General features: G+C 71.3%; 19 protein-coding genes. 8 read left to right on the top strand and 11 right to left on the bottom strand.

What is annotated here, in order from left to right; translation table 11 throughout:
- Positions 1-119: 119 nt before the first annotated feature.
- Complete coding sequence (locus tag J3486_RS03305; protein ID WP_207818374.1) at positions 120-1,136, bottom strand: ABC transporter substrate-binding protein; 1,017 nt, start codon at positions 1,134-1,136, stop codon at positions 120-122.
- Between the two features lie 312 nt (positions 1,137-1,448).
- Between J3486_RS03305 and J3486_RS44615 the strand changes: the two genes are divergently transcribed.
- Positions 1,449-1,688, top strand: coding sequence for a hypothetical protein (locus J3486_RS44615; RefSeq protein WP_267878142.1), 240 nt, complete (start codon positions 1,449-1,451; stop codon positions 1,686-1,688).
- Positions 1,685-1,969 (top strand): hypothetical protein, encoded by a 285-nt coding sequence (locus tag J3486_RS45115; RefSeq protein ID WP_374194686.1) that lies wholly within the window; start codon positions 1,685-1,687, stop codon positions 1,967-1,969. The genes J3486_RS44615 and J3486_RS45115 overlap by 4 nt, the downstream gene beginning before the upstream one ends.
- Before the next feature lie 102 nt (positions 1,970-2,071).
- On the opposite strand, the gene J3486_RS03295 is transcribed toward J3486_RS45115, so the two are convergent.
- On the bottom strand, positions 2,072-3,331 hold the full coding sequence (locus J3486_RS03295; RefSeq protein ID WP_207818373.1) for a DUF418 domain-containing protein: 1,260 nt from the start codon (positions 3,329-3,331) through the stop codon (positions 2,072-2,074).
- Positions 3,332-3,544: 213 nt separating this feature from the next.
- Between J3486_RS03295 and J3486_RS03290 the strand changes: the two genes are divergently transcribed.
- The gene (locus J3486_RS03290) at positions 3,545-4,228 is read left to right on the top strand and encodes a response regulator transcription factor (protein ID WP_207818372.1); all 684 of its coding nucleotides are present in this window, start codon (positions 3,545-3,547) and stop codon (positions 4,226-4,228) included.
- On the top strand, positions 4,225-5,334 hold the full coding sequence (locus J3486_RS03285) for a histidine kinase (protein WP_307804668.1): 1,110 nt from the start codon (positions 4,225-4,227) through the stop codon (positions 5,332-5,334). Before J3486_RS03290 ends, J3486_RS03285 begins: the two co-directional genes overlap by 4 nt.
- A 31-nt stretch (positions 5,335-5,365) precedes the next feature.
- On the opposite strand, the gene J3486_RS03280 is transcribed toward J3486_RS03285, so the two are convergent.
- The 3 genes from J3486_RS03280 to J3486_RS03270 all read right to left on the bottom strand — a co-directional run bounded on the left by J3486_RS03280 (position 5,366) and on the right by J3486_RS03270 (position 8,062).
- Entirely contained in the window at positions 5,366-6,055 is a 690-nt protein-coding gene (locus J3486_RS03280) for a (2Fe-2S)-binding protein (RefSeq protein WP_207818987.1), read from the bottom strand.
- Positions 6,048-6,617, bottom strand: a complete 570-nt coding sequence (locus J3486_RS03275; protein ID WP_207818371.1) for a 2'-5' RNA ligase family protein — start codon at positions 6,615-6,617, stop codon at positions 6,048-6,050. The genes J3486_RS03280 and J3486_RS03275 overlap by 8 nt, the downstream gene beginning before the upstream one ends.
- A gap of 119 nt (positions 6,618-6,736) precedes the next feature.
- The gene (locus J3486_RS03270; protein ID WP_207818936.1) at positions 6,737-8,062 is read right to left on the bottom strand and encodes a glycoside hydrolase family 18 protein; all 1,326 of its coding nucleotides are present in this window, start codon (positions 8,060-8,062) and stop codon (positions 6,737-6,739) included.
- A 76-nt stretch (positions 8,063-8,138) separates the two neighbouring features.
- On the opposite strand from J3486_RS03270, the gene J3486_RS03265 reads away from it, so the two are divergent.
- Positions 8,139-8,615: a LysE family translocator gene (locus tag J3486_RS03265; RefSeq protein WP_207818370.1), complete on the top strand. Its 477-nt coding sequence runs from the start codon at positions 8,139-8,141 to the stop codon at positions 8,613-8,615.
- Between the two features lie 136 nt (positions 8,616-8,751).
- Positions 8,752-9,192: a hypothetical protein gene (locus J3486_RS03260; RefSeq protein WP_207818369.1), complete on the top strand. Its 441-nt coding sequence runs from the start codon at positions 8,752-8,754 to the stop codon at positions 9,190-9,192.
- 98 nt (positions 9,193-9,290) lie between these two features.
- Here J3486_RS03260 and gvpJ read toward each other — a convergent pair whose 3' ends face one another.
- From gvpJ to J3486_RS03245, 3 genes are all read right to left on the bottom strand, one after another.
- Entirely contained in the window at positions 9,291-9,635 is a 345-nt protein-coding gene (gene gvpJ, locus J3486_RS03255; RefSeq protein WP_207818368.1) for a gas vesicle protein GvpJ, read from the bottom strand.
- Positions 9,632-10,009 carry an ATP-binding protein gene (locus J3486_RS03250; RefSeq protein WP_207818367.1) on the bottom strand — a complete coding sequence of 126 codons (378 nt, stop codon included), beginning with the start codon at positions 10,007-10,009 and terminating at the stop codon, positions 9,632-9,634. The genes gvpJ and J3486_RS03250 overlap by 4 nt, the downstream gene beginning before the upstream one ends.
- Positions 10,010-10,126: 117 nt before the next feature.
- On the bottom strand, positions 10,127-10,459 hold the full coding sequence (locus J3486_RS03245) for a helix-turn-helix domain-containing protein (protein WP_207818366.1): 333 nt from the start codon (positions 10,457-10,459) through the stop codon (positions 10,127-10,129).
- Positions 10,460-10,603: 144 nt separating this feature from the next.
- On the opposite strand from J3486_RS03245, the gene J3486_RS03240 reads away from it, so the two are divergent.
- Positions 10,604-11,473: an RNA polymerase sigma factor SigF gene (locus J3486_RS03240; protein WP_207818365.1), complete on the top strand. Its 870-nt coding sequence runs from the start codon at positions 10,604-10,606 to the stop codon at positions 11,471-11,473.
- Positions 11,474-11,483: 10 nt separating this feature from the next.
- Here J3486_RS03240 and J3486_RS03235 read toward each other — a convergent pair whose 3' ends face one another.
- Both J3486_RS03235 and J3486_RS03230 read right to left on the bottom strand, forming a co-directional pair.
- On the bottom strand, positions 11,484-12,383 hold the full coding sequence (locus J3486_RS03235) for a serine hydrolase (RefSeq protein ID WP_207818364.1): 900 nt from the start codon (positions 12,381-12,383) through the stop codon (positions 11,484-11,486).
- Positions 12,380-13,309, bottom strand: coding sequence for a LysR substrate-binding domain-containing protein (locus J3486_RS03230; protein ID WP_307804667.1), 930 nt, complete (start codon positions 13,307-13,309; stop codon positions 12,380-12,382). The genes J3486_RS03235 and J3486_RS03230 overlap by 4 nt, the downstream gene beginning before the upstream one ends.
- Before the next feature lie 115 nt (positions 13,310-13,424).
- On the opposite strand from J3486_RS03230, the gene J3486_RS03225 reads away from it, so the two are divergent.
- Positions 13,425-15,074 (top strand): penicillin-binding transpeptidase domain-containing protein, encoded by a 1,650-nt coding sequence (locus J3486_RS03225; RefSeq protein WP_207818362.1) that lies wholly within the window; start codon positions 13,425-13,427, stop codon positions 15,072-15,074.
- Positions 15,075-15,110: 36 nt separating this feature from the next.
- Here the strand turns inward: J3486_RS03225 and J3486_RS03220 are convergent, their stop codons facing one another.
- A complete protein-coding gene (locus J3486_RS03220) occupies positions 15,111-15,548 on the bottom strand; it encodes an SRPBCC family protein (protein ID WP_207818361.1) in 438 nt (145 codons plus the stop codon).
- Between the last annotated feature and the right edge of the window lie 96 nt (positions 15,549-15,644).

The following is a 15,644-nucleotide window of genomic DNA, read 5'->3' as shown; positions in this document are numbered from 1 at the left end:
GCGTGCTGCGGTGAATAGTCCGGGGTCCGTGGGCAGGTGGGTGCATACGCGGACAGGGGTTCGTGAACGGCGCGACGCGATGCCCGAGTTCGTCGTGCGCGGTGATGTGCCCGGGGTCGTCAGTGCCAGAGGCGGTCGATGCCGGTGGGGTTGTCACCGGTGACGGGGCCGATGAAGTCCTCCATCACACCCCGCAACCGCTCGACGCGGCCGCGGTCGCCCATGAACTCGAGGAAGCCCTTCGGGCTGGTGTTGGCGTACTCGGGCAGCGGCTTCCAGCCGGGGATGGTGATGTCGGTGCGGGCCGGCCACTGGGCCGAGGCCTGCTGGGCCGCGCTGCTGAGCCGGTAGCTCATGTAGAGCTTGGCGGCGTTGGGATGCGGGGCGTCCGCGAGGATCGCGCCCATCTGGTACCAGGACTGGAAGAAGTCCTCGCGCGCGGGGAGGAACCGCATGGTGTCCCCGGCGCCGGGGTTGAGGAAGTAGAACGAGGTGAAGGTGGCGGCCCGCTCCCCCGTGGCGATCACCTCCAGAGGGGTCGCGGTCCCGCGCACCCACAGCGGGTTCTGCGCCTGCAGCTTCTCCAGCCAGCCGTAGCCGTGCTGGGCGATGATCTGCTCGAACTGGTACAGCACGGCGTCGTCGTCGTGCGGATAGGTCAGCACGAGCCGGTCCTTCAGATCGGGCCGCAGATAGTCGACCGCCTCGCGCGGGGCCCGCTCCTCGGGGATGACCGCGGTGTCGACCACATTGGAGAACGCGAACGCGAACAGGGCGTAGTAGGTGCCGTCCGGATCCACGTAAGCGGGGTCGACATGCTCCAGGCCCAGGGGCCGGTACGGCATCAGCAGCCCCTGCTCCTTCCAGTAGGGGAAGTCGTAGAGAGTCTGGACGTGAACGACGTCGGCGCGGTTGTCGCCCCGCAGGTGCATGCCGTCGATGCGGCCGTTGTGGTACTTGCTCAGGTCGACCGTCACCTCGACGTCGATGTCCGGGAACCGCTCGGAGAATCCGGCGGAGTACAGCCCGGCCTGGCCGGGGGCGTCACCGCCCGCATAGACCACGAGCTTGCCGCCTTCGGCACGGGCCGCGGCATACAGCTCATCCATCGCCCGCAGTTCGTCGTTCGCACTCATCAGATGTGTCCTCTCAGATGCGGAGCGCGCGGCGCCGCTCGCCACCGTGCTCCGCTGTGGCCGGCCGGCGCGATCCGTCGGCCTGAACACCTCCAACGCTAGGCAGGCGACGACTACGAAGCGTGGTCGAAAAGCGTTAGAAGATGGTGGAAAAGGCCCACCGCGCCAGTCCATCCGGCCGGGGGCCTGCCCGCAGACCGAAGTGCACTTGGCGCGAGATACCGGCCAGATGCCGCATCCACGTCGGCCCGAGCCCGCCATCGCGGGTGTCAGCGTCGACTACTACGTCCGCCTGGGGAGGGAGTGGTGCCCTTGACCCAGCGAGGGGTGCGACGGGCCGAGGGCACCTTTTCCGCCGGCCTCAAGCGGGTCCTGGATTCCATGACCGGCTCACCGGCGTTTATCCACGCCGGCCGCCTCGTCATCCTCGACGTCGACGACCTCGGCCGCGCCCTGTACGCACCACCTCTGTTCACCGCCCCAGCCCGCCCGGTCAACATCGGCCGCTTCGAGTTCCTCGACCTCACCAGCCGCATCTTCTTCCCCGGCTGAAACGGCTCCGCCAACACCACCGTCTCCCTGCTGCGCACCGAAGCAGGCCGAGAGCCCCGGGCGATACCGAACTCACCGGCCTCATCGGCGAACTCGCCACCCGCAGAGACGAGTTCCGCACCGCCTGGACCAACACAACGTCCGCCTGCACCACACCGGCCGCAAGACACCGTCACCCGGCCGTCGGCGAGATCACTCTCGACGTCGACGCCATGCAGCTGCCCGGCGACGCCGGACCGACCCTCACCGCCTACAGCGCCAAACCAGGCCGGTGCCGTTGAAGCCGCGGGGTCGCGGAGATGCGTTTCGCGTCCGGCCGGGCCCTCGACCGAGCCGCCGTGCCAACCGTGCCCCGGCGCTTCGCCGATGTCCTGGCCGGCCTGCTACCTGACGTACCGCGCGGGCAGCGTGAGCGTGTGCAGCAGCTGTTCCAGCGGCCCGCGCCGGAACCAGTGGGTCCACAGGGTGCACAGGAGTACGGCGGCCGCGATGAAGCCGAGCAGGACCCGGAGTCCGGAGATCGAATCGTCCTCGATCCAGGACACGTACCAGACATCGGTGAGCAGCCACAGGGCCACGATGTGCAGAACGTAGGCCGTCAGTGCGGACATCCCGACTGCGGCCACGGGCCGGGCGAGCCGGGTCGTGCGCGGCATCCGGTCCACGACGGTGAGGCACAGGGCGATGGCGGCGAGGGCAACCCCCGTGTTGCCGAGAACGGACAGGGTCGTCTGGCTGTGCGGAGCGGCCACCAGGAGCCAGGCGAGCGGCGTGCCGTCCTTCAGGGAGCCGACCTGGTCGGACCACCAGGCCGAGGCGGCCGACCCGCCGTCCGTGGCCGCCGCGACGGTCGCGACGGCGCCCGGGACGATCCGCAGCAGCAGCCAGGAGGCGCCGTAGCCGAACAGGGCGAGACCGGCGCCGACAGCCGCGAGACGGGTTCGGATGCCGGGCCGGGTGAGGTCGACGCGGGCCACGGCCATCCCCGCGACCAGGAACGGAATCCACGTCAGGACCGGGTACTCACCGGTGAACAACAGTTCCACCAGCCCGTCCGTGCCGGTGAGCCGAGCCAGCGGGTCGACGGCGATGAAGTCGTCCGCCCAACCGTTCCGCTCGGTCGACTTCCGTATCACGAACAGGACTTGGGGAAGGACCAGTGCACCTGTGACGGCGATGAGCGTGAGCGTCGCGGCCCGCAGCCGGTACAGCGGGAGGACCACCAGGAAGAGCAGGGCGTAGAAGCTGAGGATCACGTCCACGTCGGTGTCCAGGGCGGTCAGCACGTATCCGAGGACCAGCAGGACGAGGGCGCGGATCACGATCCTGGCAGCCGCCCGGCGGCCCTCGCGGCCCGTTCGGGGTTGTGGGCGGCCGGTGATGATGACCAGGGAGAAGCCGGCGAGGACGGCGAAGAGCGCGGAGGAACGGCCCCGGGCGGTCTCCAGCAGGAAGCCCACCGGTCCGCCGACGGTGACGTCCGGTCCGATGTGTGCGGAGAACATGCCGAGGACCGCGAGCCCGCGGGCGAGGTCGATGCCGATGAGCCGTGCGGGCGACGGCGGCGTGACGTCCGTGGACCGGTCTTCCGATGCGGGCAGCGCCGCCTGGTGCGGCGCTGCCGTCGATGCGGCGTCAGTCATGGGCCCAGCGTTGACGTCCCGGGCCCCGCATCCCACCCGTCACCCTTCCGGAACACCTGGGCCGATCGGCCGGCTTCGCCCCGCCGGTCGGCGCGATCCGGCCCTCCCTCCTCCCCTGGGGCGGAGCCGCCGTCGGGCTACAGACGTGGGCCGCTTCGCGTGCTAGGTATCGAATGGGTCAGCGCGCGAGGAGCTCGCCGTCCGGGGGTACAGATGATCCGAGTAGTGGTGATCGACGACGAGGCTCTGGTCCGAACAGGCTTCACTCACATCCTCGACGCCGCGGACGACATCGAGGTCGTCGCAGCAGTGTCCGGCGCTCAAGGGGCCACGTGCGTCGCCGAGTTGCGGCCCGACATCGTCCTCCTGGACATTCGGATGCCCGACACAGACGGACTCACCGTCCTGGAACGCATCCGCCGTCTGCCGGACCCGCCCGTCGTCGCCATGCTCACCACCTTCGACACCGACGAGTACGTGGCGACGGCCCTGCGCCGCGGCGCGGCCGGCTACCTCCTCAAGGACACCGATCCGGAGCGACTCCCGCTCCTGATCGCGGAGTTGGCCGACGGTGCGACGGTGCTGTCGGCCACCGTGACCCGCACCGTGGTCAGCGGCTACCTCGACCATGTCGAAGGCGGCAGCGGCGAACCGGCCGCGACACGGCTCGTCGACCGGATCACCGACCGAGAGCGGGCCGTCCTCCTCCTCCTGGCCGAAGGGCTCGCCAACTCCGAGATCGGCGACCGCCTGCACCTGAGCACGGGAACCGTGAAGGGCCATGTCAGCGCGATATTGGGTAAGTTGGAGGTGGGAACCCGCGTGCAGGCGGCCCTCCTCGCCGAACGCGCCGGCCTGCTGAGGCCGGTGCGCGACGGAGACGGTGGCGAGCGGTGAACTTCTGCCGTCGCCACCCCGCACTGGTGGACCTCGCCCTCGTCGTGACATCCCTGGCCGACCTGTGGGTCAACATCGATCCCGAGCAGCGCCTCCCCCTCGGCTGCGCCCTGCTCGCCTCCGCCGCCCTGGCGCTACGACGCAGGCTGCCGCTGACGACGTTCGTCCTCACGCTGCCCGCGGCCTCGGTCACCGACGCGGTGTTCGCCACGCTGGCCGCGCTGTACACCCTCTCGTCGCTCAACCGGCACCGCGCCCTGCTGACCGGTTGCGCCGTGGCCTTCGCGATCTGCGACTTCCTGCCCTGGCCGTGGACCGAGCTGGACCCTGAGGACGTCTCCGACACCCACGGCCTCATCCACTTCACCTACACGCTGGCCACCGCCACCGCACCGGTATTTCTCGGTCAACTAGTCCTGGCGAGAAGGGAGTTGTCGAGCCGGATCGCCGAAATCTCCGAAGCCCGCGAACACGAGCGGCTGCTGACCGCACAGCACGTTCTGGCCAAGGAACGCGCACAACTGGCCCGCGAGATGCACGACGTCGTCTCCCACCAGGTCAGCCTCATCGCCGTACGCGCGGGAGCCCTTCAAGTGGGCACGCGGGACTCCGACGCCAAGGAAGCCGCGACGACGATCCGCCGGCTCAGCGTGCAGACCCTCGACGAGCTGCGCCACATGGTCAGCGTGCTGCGCGCCGCCGGCAGCCAGCCCACCGAGCTGACCCCCCAGCCCTCGCTCGCCGATCTGCAACAGCTCGTCCGCAGCAGTGGTATCGAGGCGGAACTGAGGTCGGAGCTGTCCGAGAACCTTCCGCCCACGATCCAGCGCGCCGTCTACCGAACCGTCCAGGAGGCCTTGACCAACGTACGCAAACACGCACCGGGCGCCACCGCGCGGATCCACCTCAGCCACTCCTCCGGCACCATCCGCGCCACCGTCACCAACACCGCCGCCACCCGCCCCGCCCTGCCGCTCCCCAGCGCCCACCACGGCCTGGCCGGACTCCGTGAACGCGCCACGCTCCTCGGCGGCTCCGTCACCTCGGGGCCCACGGCAGAAGGCGGATACGTGACGCGCCTGGAACTCCCCGTCGAACAGGGCTGACCGCAGCGCCCGACGGTTGTTCGCGTTCCGCTCAGGGGCGCGCCAGACAGCAGTCGCCGCACAAAGAACCGGCCGACGCCCGGTACAGGAGGCAGCAGCTGCGCCGTCGGAACGTCGGACCAGGTCCCGTGACAGTGCCCGTGCCCACGAGGCGTCCTGTGGCGAGGAGTTGACCGATGAGGGGTGTCAGGACCGGGCGGGTGTCGGGGCGGGCCCGTTGCAGGACCGCTGCCGATCCGACGAGCGCGGAGGCGACGTTTCCGTCCAGGAGCCTCGGGGCGATCTTCACGTCGAGTGCGCGCTCCACGGCCGCCAGCGGCACGGTGACCTGTTCGAGCAACGCGTCGGCCAGGTGCGGCAGTTGGCGGACGTCGCGGCCCGTGGGTGGCGTGCGCAGTCTGATCTCCGAGGAGCCGTCGACCCACTCCGGGTGGCTCAGGACGGGCACGATGCCGTGCAGGACCGCGCAGGCCAGCAGCGGTGACCACAGGCGGGCCGCGAGCCCCAGGTGCACGATGGACACCCCGACGCGGGCCTCGTCCGTCCCGAACCGGCGGTTCACCTCGCGGGCCCGCTCGGCGAAGCCCTCCGTGAAGGACTCGGCACTCCCCCGGCCCGTTCCGTCCGGCGCGACGGGCAGGGCGAAGAAGCCGCCCAGCCGTGCCACGTCCCGGAGTGCGTCAAGCACCGCGGCGGCCGCCGGTTCGGTCTGCTCACTCACGACCCGAACTCCCCTGTCCGGAGGGTGAGCTCGGCCCGTCGGATCCCTTCGGACCCGCCGCCAGCGGTAGTTCCGCGAGAACGCGCCAGCCGGAGCGGCCCAGGGCGACCACATGCACCGTAGCGATCTCCGCCGTGACCGGCAGTCGGGGCGCGATCTCGCGGGCGACCTCGGCGGCGACGGCCGGATCGGCGTTCAGGGCCACCGTGAGGTGCACCGGCGGGTTGGGGCCGAACCGACCGCCGTACGGGGGTTGGTCGGGGAACGCTCGGCGCACGGCGTGCGCCGTCGCGGCCAGTTCGGGTACGGGGACGGCGACGAAGCCGTCCTGCCGCTCGACCTCGGCGAGCCGGATCCGGACGGGATCTCCCGGCAGTGCGTGGCGCAGCCGGTCGAGCTCCGGTGCGCCGACCCGGTCCGCGGGCAGCCATGGGTACAGCAGCGTGGCGTGCGCGGGCACGCCCGGACGCACCACGCGTGCGTCCACCTCGCTCGCCCGCCGCAGCAGCGGCTCGGCCGCGGGCACGACCGCCACCACCGCTGTCGTTCCCGGTTCCGTCATACGCCTCGCCTCTCGCGCCCCGCCTCGTCCCTGTCCCGCCCTGTCGGCAGGATGTCACGCGGCGGGCGCACCACTCGGGGCGCCCCGGCGGGGAGGCACCCCGAGCGCGTACGGCCGGGTCAGTGTCCGAGGGCGCGGTCCACGGTCCGTACCAGCCGGCCGTCGGGAGTGTCGCCGTCGAGCGACCAGAACATGGCGCCGCCGAGCCCCTTGGCCCGTACGTACGCGGACTTCTGGCGCAGCACCTGCGGGTCGTCGTACGTCCACAGGGTCGTGCCGTCGAAGAGCCAGGCGTGCCCGCCCTCCGGGTCGCGGTGCAGCGTGTACGTGCCCGAGTCGGCCAGCGCCTTCAGCTCCTTGTAGTCCGCGTAGCCGGCGGCCCACTTCGCGGGGGCCGGGCCGGTCGCGGGCTGCCCCATGCCGTCGCCTCCGCCGAGGACCCCGGTCCAGCCCTGCCCGTAGAACGGCATGCCGACGACGAGTTTGCGCGCCGGGGCGCCACGCCGCAGCCAGGCCTGGACGGTGCCGTCGACACTGAAGTCGTCGCGGGCGTACAGGGCCGACTGCTGGGCGGTGGTCTTCTCACCGCTGACATGGAAGTCGTATCCCTGGAGATTGACGAAGTCGAGATCCTTCATGATCTTGCGGACCTCGAAGCCGGCGTCGATCTTCGCGGGGGCCGTGGGCACGAAGGCGGACAGTTCGTAGTGCTTGTGCCGCGTACGGCCGTAGGCGTCGAGCTGCTTGCGGAACTCGGCGACCAGAGCCGTGTAGTTCTGCTTGTCCTCGGGACGGTGCACCGTGTCGGTGTCGCCCTCGGAGCCCGGCCACTCCCAGTCGATGTCGATGCCGTCGAAGACACCGGACGCGGCGCCCTGGCCGCCGCGGGCGCCGTCCTTGGGCAGGTTGCCCTTGATGTACAGGTCGATGCAGGAGGCGACGAACGCCTTGCGGGAGGCGGGCGTGCGGGCCGCGTCCGAGAAGTGGGTGGACCATGACCAGCCGCCGAGCGAGATCATCGCTTTGAGGCCCGGGTTCGCGGCCTTGAGTTCGCGCAGCTGGTTGAAGTTGCCGGCGAGCGGCTGGGTGTCGGTGTCGGCCACGCCGTCCACGGAGTTCGCGGCGTCGAGGGGGCGCTCGTAGTCGGCCCACGGGTCGGACTCGCCGGGGACGTTGCCCATCAGGCATGTGCCGTCCGGGCTCGCGTTGCCGAAGGCGTAGTTGATGTGGGTGAGCCGGGCCGCCGATCCGCCCGCCTGCAGGTCCTGGACCTGGAAGTCCCGGCCGTAGACGCCCCATTGGGTGAAGTAGCCGACGCGGCGCAGGGATTCGTGGTGGTCGCCGCCGTGTCGGCCGTCGTGGGCGAAGGCGGCCGGGGCGAGTGCCCCGAGCAGGGAGAGCGAGCCGACGGCGACGGCCGCCCGGGTGAGGAGTCTTCGGCGCAGGCGAACGCGCGTGACTGGGCGCATGGAGGAGCTCACTTCCGCGAGGGGACGTCAAATGCCGGGCAGAACAGTGGACTTGCGCGAAACGGACGTTATTGGTCTGGACCAGAAATGGTCAAGAGACCTGCGCGGCCCTCCGGCCGCGGAAGGCGGCGACGCGTGTGCGCTTCTGGCCGTACGCACGCTGCGCTCCGCGACCGCGCCGCCCGCTGCCGCCCCGGCACCTCCGCCGGACCGGGAGATCCTGCGACGGGCGGTGACCACCAATCTGCTCAACCCCAAGATCATTCTGTTCTTCGCCGCGTTCCTCCCCCGGTTCACCGATCCGGCGCACGGGCCGCTGTGGGCACAACTCCTCACACTGGGACTGCTCTTCCTCCTCGTCGGGCTCGTCTGGGACAGCACGATCGGGCTGTGCGCGGGACGGTTGGGCCGGAGCCTGACGCAGGGGAGGAGGACGGGCGTGGCGGTGACCGTCGGGGCCGGGGCGACGTTCGCGGCGCTGGCCGTTCTCCTGCTGAAGGACGCCGTCCGGGGCGTCTCGGGCCTGTGAGGTCGAGTACCGCAGAAGACCCCGCCACGACGGGGGAAAGGTGGCGGGGCCTGCAGTCCGATTGCCCGGCAACGGCTGGAGCATGCCTGCGAAGGTGCCGGGGTTTCGTGGGCGCGGCAGGGCTGTGATCGGAAGGGTGTCATCGGACGGCCGTGCACGGCGTTCCGGCGGGTGGGCCCCTGGCCGGGCCGCACGGGACGATCATGCGAGCGAGGCGTGTCTGGCGCAGGTCGCGCTCGACCTGCCGGCGCGGCGCGCTCCGGGTGCCTCGATCTGCCCCTCGGACGCAGCGCGTCGCGCGTACGAAGGGGAGAGCGTCGAAGCGGACTCCGACCTCGCCTCGAAGAGCGATCTGCTCGGCCTCGCCAAGGACTTGAAGGGCGCCGGCCCGGACCGCACGCACCTGCTGACGCCCCCTGTCGCCTACGACACGCAGGGCGCGGGACGCGTCGTGCCGATGGACCGGGACGGCCGGAAGGCGTGGAGCGCGCCGCGCCACGACCGGCCGGGCCCCCGGTCCGCGACGCACCCGTCAGTGGGCGACACGTCCCGCTCCCCCGTGTCGGCGGGCTCGTGACCGGTGGGGCCGGCGGGAACCGCCCTTCCCTTCGCCGACGCGGCGCGGCAGCGGATCGTCCGGACCGAGCGGGTCCGCGTCCAGGTCGCGGGGCCGCCTCAGCGCTCGCGCGGTTGTCCCAGTGCGTCGGAGATGCCCTTGACCACTCCGGACAGCGCGCTCTCCGTTCTGCCGCGGGACGCGGTGCCGCTCATGATCTCGGGCAGACCGGCGGGCTTCTTGCTGCCGGTCTCCAGGTCGAGCCGGTTGCACGCCTCGGCGAAGCGCAGATAGGTGTCCACGCTCGCGACGACGATGCGTACGTCGATCTTGAGGATCTCGATGCCGACCAGGGAGACGCGGACGAACGCGTCGATGACGAGGCCTCTGTCCAGGATCAGTTCGAGCACGTCGTACAGACCGCTCGTGCCTGCGCCGCCACCGCGGGGAGCCGGAACGCTCATCGGTCCCCCTCCCGCGGCCGCGGCCGGAAGCAGGCCGTGACGTCCTTGCCCCGGGGGCACCGGTGGGCCTGCCAGGTGTCCGCGAGCGCGTCGATGAGCAGCAGACCCCTGCCGCCGGTCTCCTCCGTGCCCGCCGCGCGCGGGCGCGGCGGTGCCGGATCGTTGTCGTGCACCGTCACATGGAGACAATCACCGTCCCAGGTGAGGATCAGCTGCGCGGTGCTTCGAGCATGGACGTGTGTGTTCGTGACGAGCTCCGAAACCGTCAGCAGCACGGCGTCGACCGTGTCGGGCGAGGTCGCGGGCCACCCCAGGTCCTGGAGATGGTCGCGCGTCCAGTCGCGGGCCGTCTTGACCCCGCTGCTGATCGGCATCGAGCGCGCCCATCCCACAGCCCTGAGTGATGAGTCGGGCACGATGGACCGCCTTTCTGCGTCCCTTTCCTCGTGCCCCGCTTCGGCCGCCGCACAAGTGGTGCGGCCGGGGTTCGTTCAGGAGACCGGAAGCTCGGGGGTCACGCGGTCGGCCTCGTCGCGCACGAGCAGCGCCAGCAGGGACGCCACGCTCACGTCCGCCTCGGCCGGGTGCCGCAGGATCTTCGCCGGGTCGATCGCGTAGACGTTGCTGCGGCCCTCGCGGACATGGGAGAGGTATCCGGCCTCTTCGAGATCGGTGATGATCCGCTGCACGGCCCGCTCGGTGAGGCGGCAGTGCGCGGCGAGATCCCGGATCCGTACGTGCCGGTTGTCGGCGATGGCCGCCAGAACCCGGGCGTGGTTGGTCAGGAACGTCCACCCGGTGTGCGACGTGGTCTGCTCGTCCATGCCTCCACTCTAAAACGTTTCCCGCTGCCAAAAACACGAATCGGTTTTCTGGTATTGGTTGACGTGATTCAGAGTTCGTACCAGTCTGTTGGAGACCGGGCGACCTCGTACATCCGCCAGCACAGCCACAGAGGGGGATTCCTCATGAACACCGTGACGGCACCCGAGTCCGCGCACCACTCCGCCGCACGGACCCCGCACGAGCTGATCGAGCGCGCCTACACGGACCCGTCCTCGATCGCTCCGCGCGACGCGCGTGAGGTGGGCAAGCACTTCTTCGACCGCCTCACCCGCCTCGAAGAGGGCACGCACGAGTACCAGTACGTGCGCAACGTGCTGATCGAGATGAACCTCTCTCTCGTGCAGTACGCGGCCTCGCGCTTCAAGCACCGCGGCCCGGAGGAGATGGAGGACATCGTCCAGGTCGGCACGATCGGTCTGATCAAGGCGATCGACCGGTTCGAGCTGACCCGCGAGGTCGAGTTCACCTCGTTCGCCGTCCCGTACATCACCGGTGAGATCAAGCGGTTCTTCCGTGACACCACCTGGGCCGTGCACGTGCCGCGCCGCCTCCAGGAGGCCCGCATCGAACTGTCCAAGGCGACCGAGGAGTTGCAGACCCGCCTGGGCCGGCTGCCCACCACCGCCGAGCTCGCGGATCTGATGCAGCTCGAACCGGGCGAGATCGCGGAGGCGCAGCGGGCCGCGAACGGCTACAACGCCGCTTCTCTCGACGCCTCCGTGACCGGCCAGGACGACGACAGCGACGCGCAGCTCGCCGACTTCATCGGCGTCGAGGAGAACGCCTACGAACTCATCGAGAACTACCGTTCGCTGGCGCCGCTGATCGCCGATCTCGACGAGCGGGAGCGCACGATCATCCATCTCCGGTTCGTCGAGGAGCGCACCCAGCAGCAGATCGCCGACGAGCTGGGCTACTCCCAGATGCACGTCTCGCGGCTCATCTCCCGCACCATCGCCAAGCTCCGCACGGGCCTGATGGCCACCGCGTAGCGCGGGACGGTCACCCGCGGCCGGGCCCCGGCCCGTTCCCGGCCGCGCGGAGCGCGTCCACCGCGATCCGCGCGGCCGTGCCGATCACCGCGTCGGCCGCGGGCAGGATCGCGGCGGTCCGCACGGTGCGGGTGAAGACGGCGACGGCGTAGCGGCCCCCGTCCGGGTAGGCGACCACGCCGACCTCGCCGCGCAGTGTCGGCAGCGAGCCGGTCTTGCCCGCGACGTGCACGTCGTCGAAGGGGAAGCCGGAGGACAGCCGGTGCGGCCAGACCTGAAGCCCCATCAGGCGCCGTATGTCGGCGCCGTGTTCGGGTGTGCAGGCGGTGTCCTGCCAGATGGCGGAAAGCAGCCGCGTCAGTTCGCGCGGGGTGCTGCGGTTGGCCCGCTCCGGGTCGAGCGCGCGCAGCCGGGCGATGACGTGCGGGTCGGCCAGGGCCCTGGCGCCGCCGGGTCCCGCGTCCTCCTTGACCATCGCCATCGCCGCCCCGAAGGAGTGCACCGTGAGGGTGCGGGTGAGTCCGAGCCGGGCCGTCGTGCGGTTCACGGCGTCGAGGCCGACGCGTTCCAGGAGCAGATCCGCGGCGGCGTTGTCGCTCACGGACATCATCAGGTAGGCGAGATCACGCAGCGAGAGCCGGGCCGCGTCGAGCATGGCCGCGAGGCCGGTCGGTCCGGCGGAGCGCCCGGCGGGCGGGCACTCGACCTGTTCGGTGAGATCCAGGTCGCCCGCCGCGGCCCGCTCGTGCAGCGCCACCAGCAGGGGCAGCTTGTGGACGCTCGCGGTGCACACCAACCGGTCGCCGTGCCAGTCGATCTCGGCGCCGGAGTCGATGTCGCGTGCGTGCAGCCGGCCGGTGACCCCGGCGTCGGCGAAGGCCGTACGGATGGCGGTGAGGGTGTCGGTCATAGCCAGTACTCCGCTGCGGGGCGCAGGTGCGTGGGGCGGGTGGGGGTGTCGGGGCGGGCGTCGGCCGTGGTGCGCAGCGCGTGCTCGGCGGCATCGGCGAAGGCCTGCGCGGCGGTGTCTCCGTGCCCGCGCGGCCAGGCGACCGAGTGCCGCCAGGCGAGCGGCGCGCCGACGAGCGGCCGCCAGACGAGATCCGGGTGCGTGTCGTCGTCCCGGGCGTCGCGCGGGGCGAACGCCACGGCCGCGGCGGACAGCACGAGGCCGCGGACGAAGCTGGCGCCGCGGCCGTGCCGGACCGCGGGCGGTGTGTAGCCGCCGCGCGCGCAGGTGGTCAGCAGATCGTCGTAGAGCGCCGGTGCTCCGGACCGGGGGAAGAGCACCAGGTCGTGGCCGCTCAGCGCGGCGAGGGGCACTTCCGCGTGTTCGGCCGCGGGGGCGCCGCGCGGCAGCAGGACTCCCAGATCACGGCGGAGCACCGGCCCGAGGTCGAGCCCGGTCACGTCGCAGGGATGGTGCAGCAGGCCCACGTCGAGCTCGCTCGCGCCGAACCGGTCGAGCTGTTCGGCGGTGGACAGCTCGTGCAGCTCCAGTTCGGCCTCCGGACACCGCCGGGCGAACTCCGTCAGCAGGGCGGCGACGGTGGCGCCCGCGATGTCGGGCGGCAGGGCCGCGCGCAGCAGGCCGCTCTCCCCGTCCCGGATGCGGCGGGCCGCGGCACGCAGCGTTCCGGCGCGGGCGAGCAGGTCGCGCGCCTCGGGCAGCAGCAGCGTGCCGGCCTTGGTGAGGGCGACCTGGCGGCTGGTGCGCTCGAACAGGCGCACCTCCAGCTCCCGTTCCAGTCGTTGGATGCGCTGCGACAAGGGCGGCTGGGCCATGCCCAGGCGGGCCGCCGCCCGGCCGAAGTGTGACTCTTCTGCAACAGCCACAAAGCATTCCAGATGTCGGATCAGGTCCACGACCAGCAACTATATCTGAATATGATTGATCATTGATCAATATCTGTCTTGGACATGAAGCAGTACGGCTTGCTCTGCTCACGGCATGACTCACCACTCCAGCACCGGTCGGGCGCCGCGATCCGGCCGCTCGCCGTCCTCGCCGTTCAAGGCCGTCACCGCCGTCGTCGTGGTCGGCGCCGTCGTCGCGGGAGGCGCCTGGGCGGCCGGGCTCGGCCCCTTCGACCGGGGGCCCGGCGCGCCCGATCCGGCCGCCGCCGCACAGGCGCGGGCCTTCCTCTCCGACTGGTCCCGCGGCCGCTACGAGGGGGCCGCGGCCCGGACCACCGCGCCCGCGCGCGCCCAGGAGGTGCTGCACAGCTTCACCTCGGGCCTCGACATCGAGAAGCCGCGTCTGACGGCGTCCACCGTGCAGCGCGCGGGCGACGGCACCGTGCGGGTCGCGTTTACCGCGAGGATGCCCGTCACCGGGCTCGGCACCTGGACGTACACCTCGCACGTCCCCGTCCGCGAACAGGGCGACGGTTCCTGGAAGGTGGCCTGGTCCCTGGGGCTCGTCCACCCGCATCTGAGCGACCAGGCCAAGTTCCGCCTGGAGCGCGCGGACCCGGTCGTCCCGAAGGTCACCGACCGGCACGGAAAGTCCCTGGTGGCAGACGCCTACCCCTCGTTGCAGCCGCTGCTCGGCGGGTTCGCGGGGGTCGGCGGCGGACCGCGCGGGTCGATCCGGCTGATCGACCGGGTCACCGGCGAGACCGAGAGGACGGAGACCACGTTCGGGCGCACCGGCGGCGCGAAGGGTGGCGCGACGTCCGGCGACGCGCCGGTGCGGACCACTCTGGACGCATCCTGGCAGTCCGCCGCCGACCGGGCGCTCGCCGCCGAGGCCGACGGCAAGAACGCCTCACTGGTCGCGCTGCGCGTCGACAACGGCGAGATCCTCGCCATGGCGAACACCCCGGCCACCGGCTTCAACCGGGCCGTCTCCGGCACGTACGCGCCCGGCTCCACCTGGAAGATCGTCACCAGCAGCGCGCTGCTGCTCAAGAAGGCCGTCACACCGAACACCGTCGTGGACTGCCCCCGCCACCTCACCGTCGGCAAGGAGTTCCACAACGTGGAGACGTCCGAGTTCCGCGGCGCGACCTTCCAGAAGGACTTCACCGAGTCCTGCAACACGGCGTTCATCAGCCTGCGCGACAGACTGGGCGACGCCGAGAGCGGCGACGTCGCCCGCACCTACTTCGGTGTCGGCCAGGAGTGGCACGTGGGTCTGCCCTCGTACGACGGCTCGGTTCCGGTGCCCGAGGACGCGACGGAGAAGGCGGCGGCGATGATCGGGCAGGGCCGCGTCCAGGCCAATCCGCTGATCATGGCGTCGGTCACCGCGACCGCCGCGTCCGGCCGCTTCCACCAGCCGACGATCGTGCCCGGCGCCGAGGACCGCACCTCGACCACCCCGCTTCCCGCGTCGGTGGTCACGCAGTTGCGCACCATGATGCGGGCCACCGTGACCGACGGGACGGCGCGCGTCCTGGCGGATCTGCCCGGTGACATCGGCGCGAAGACCGGCACCGCCGAGGTCGCCGAGGGTGAGCCCAACAACGGCTGGCTGGTGGCCCGGCGCGGCAATGTCGCCGTGGCCTGCGTGGTCGAGCAGGGCGTCACGGGCGGCGGCTCGGCCGGGCCGATCCTGCACCGGCTGCTGTCCGCGGTTCCCGGCGACCCGAGCTGAGCCGGCCGGGGCCGCGGTCGCCCCGAGGGCCCCGGCTCAGCCTGCCGCCCGTTCCGCGGCCACCGTCGCGGCGAGCTTCTGGAACTCCCCGAGGTCGTAGTTGGCCAGCGTGGAGTCGAGGTTGGTCAACGCGCCCAGGTGCTCCACGAACCCCTGGGGGTCGTACTCGATCTGCAGGGTCACCCGGGACGTCGTGTCGCTGAGCCGGTGAAAGGTGACCACACCCGCATGGTGCACGCCCTCCACGGTGTGCCACGCGATCCGGTCCTGCGGGATCACCTCGGTCAGTTCGGCGACGAAGTTCTTGTCGGCGCCCGGCAGTGCGAGCTGCCAGGCGAATCGGCGCTGGTCCATCCGTTCCACGAGCCGGACGTGGCTGAGGAAGGCGGGCCACCGTGCCACGTCGCTCCACAGCTCCCAGGCCACGGCGACGGGTGCGTCGACATCGACGGTCTCCAACAGCGACGCGGACATACGGGCATCTCCTTCCGGTCCGCCGGCCGGCCTCGGCCGTCCGGGCTCTGAGCGGCTTCCGGCCTCCGGTACCCCGTCGTCGCGACGGCACGCAGG

This window comes from Streptomyces sp. VRA16 Mangrove soil, from assembly GCF_017377775.1.
In the GTDB taxonomy this organism is placed as follows: domain Bacteria; phylum Actinomycetota; class Actinomycetes; order Streptomycetales; family Streptomycetaceae; genus Streptomyces.
The sequence above is the reverse complement of the archived record's forward strand: the minus strand, read 5'-3'. Positions and strand labels throughout refer to the sequence as shown.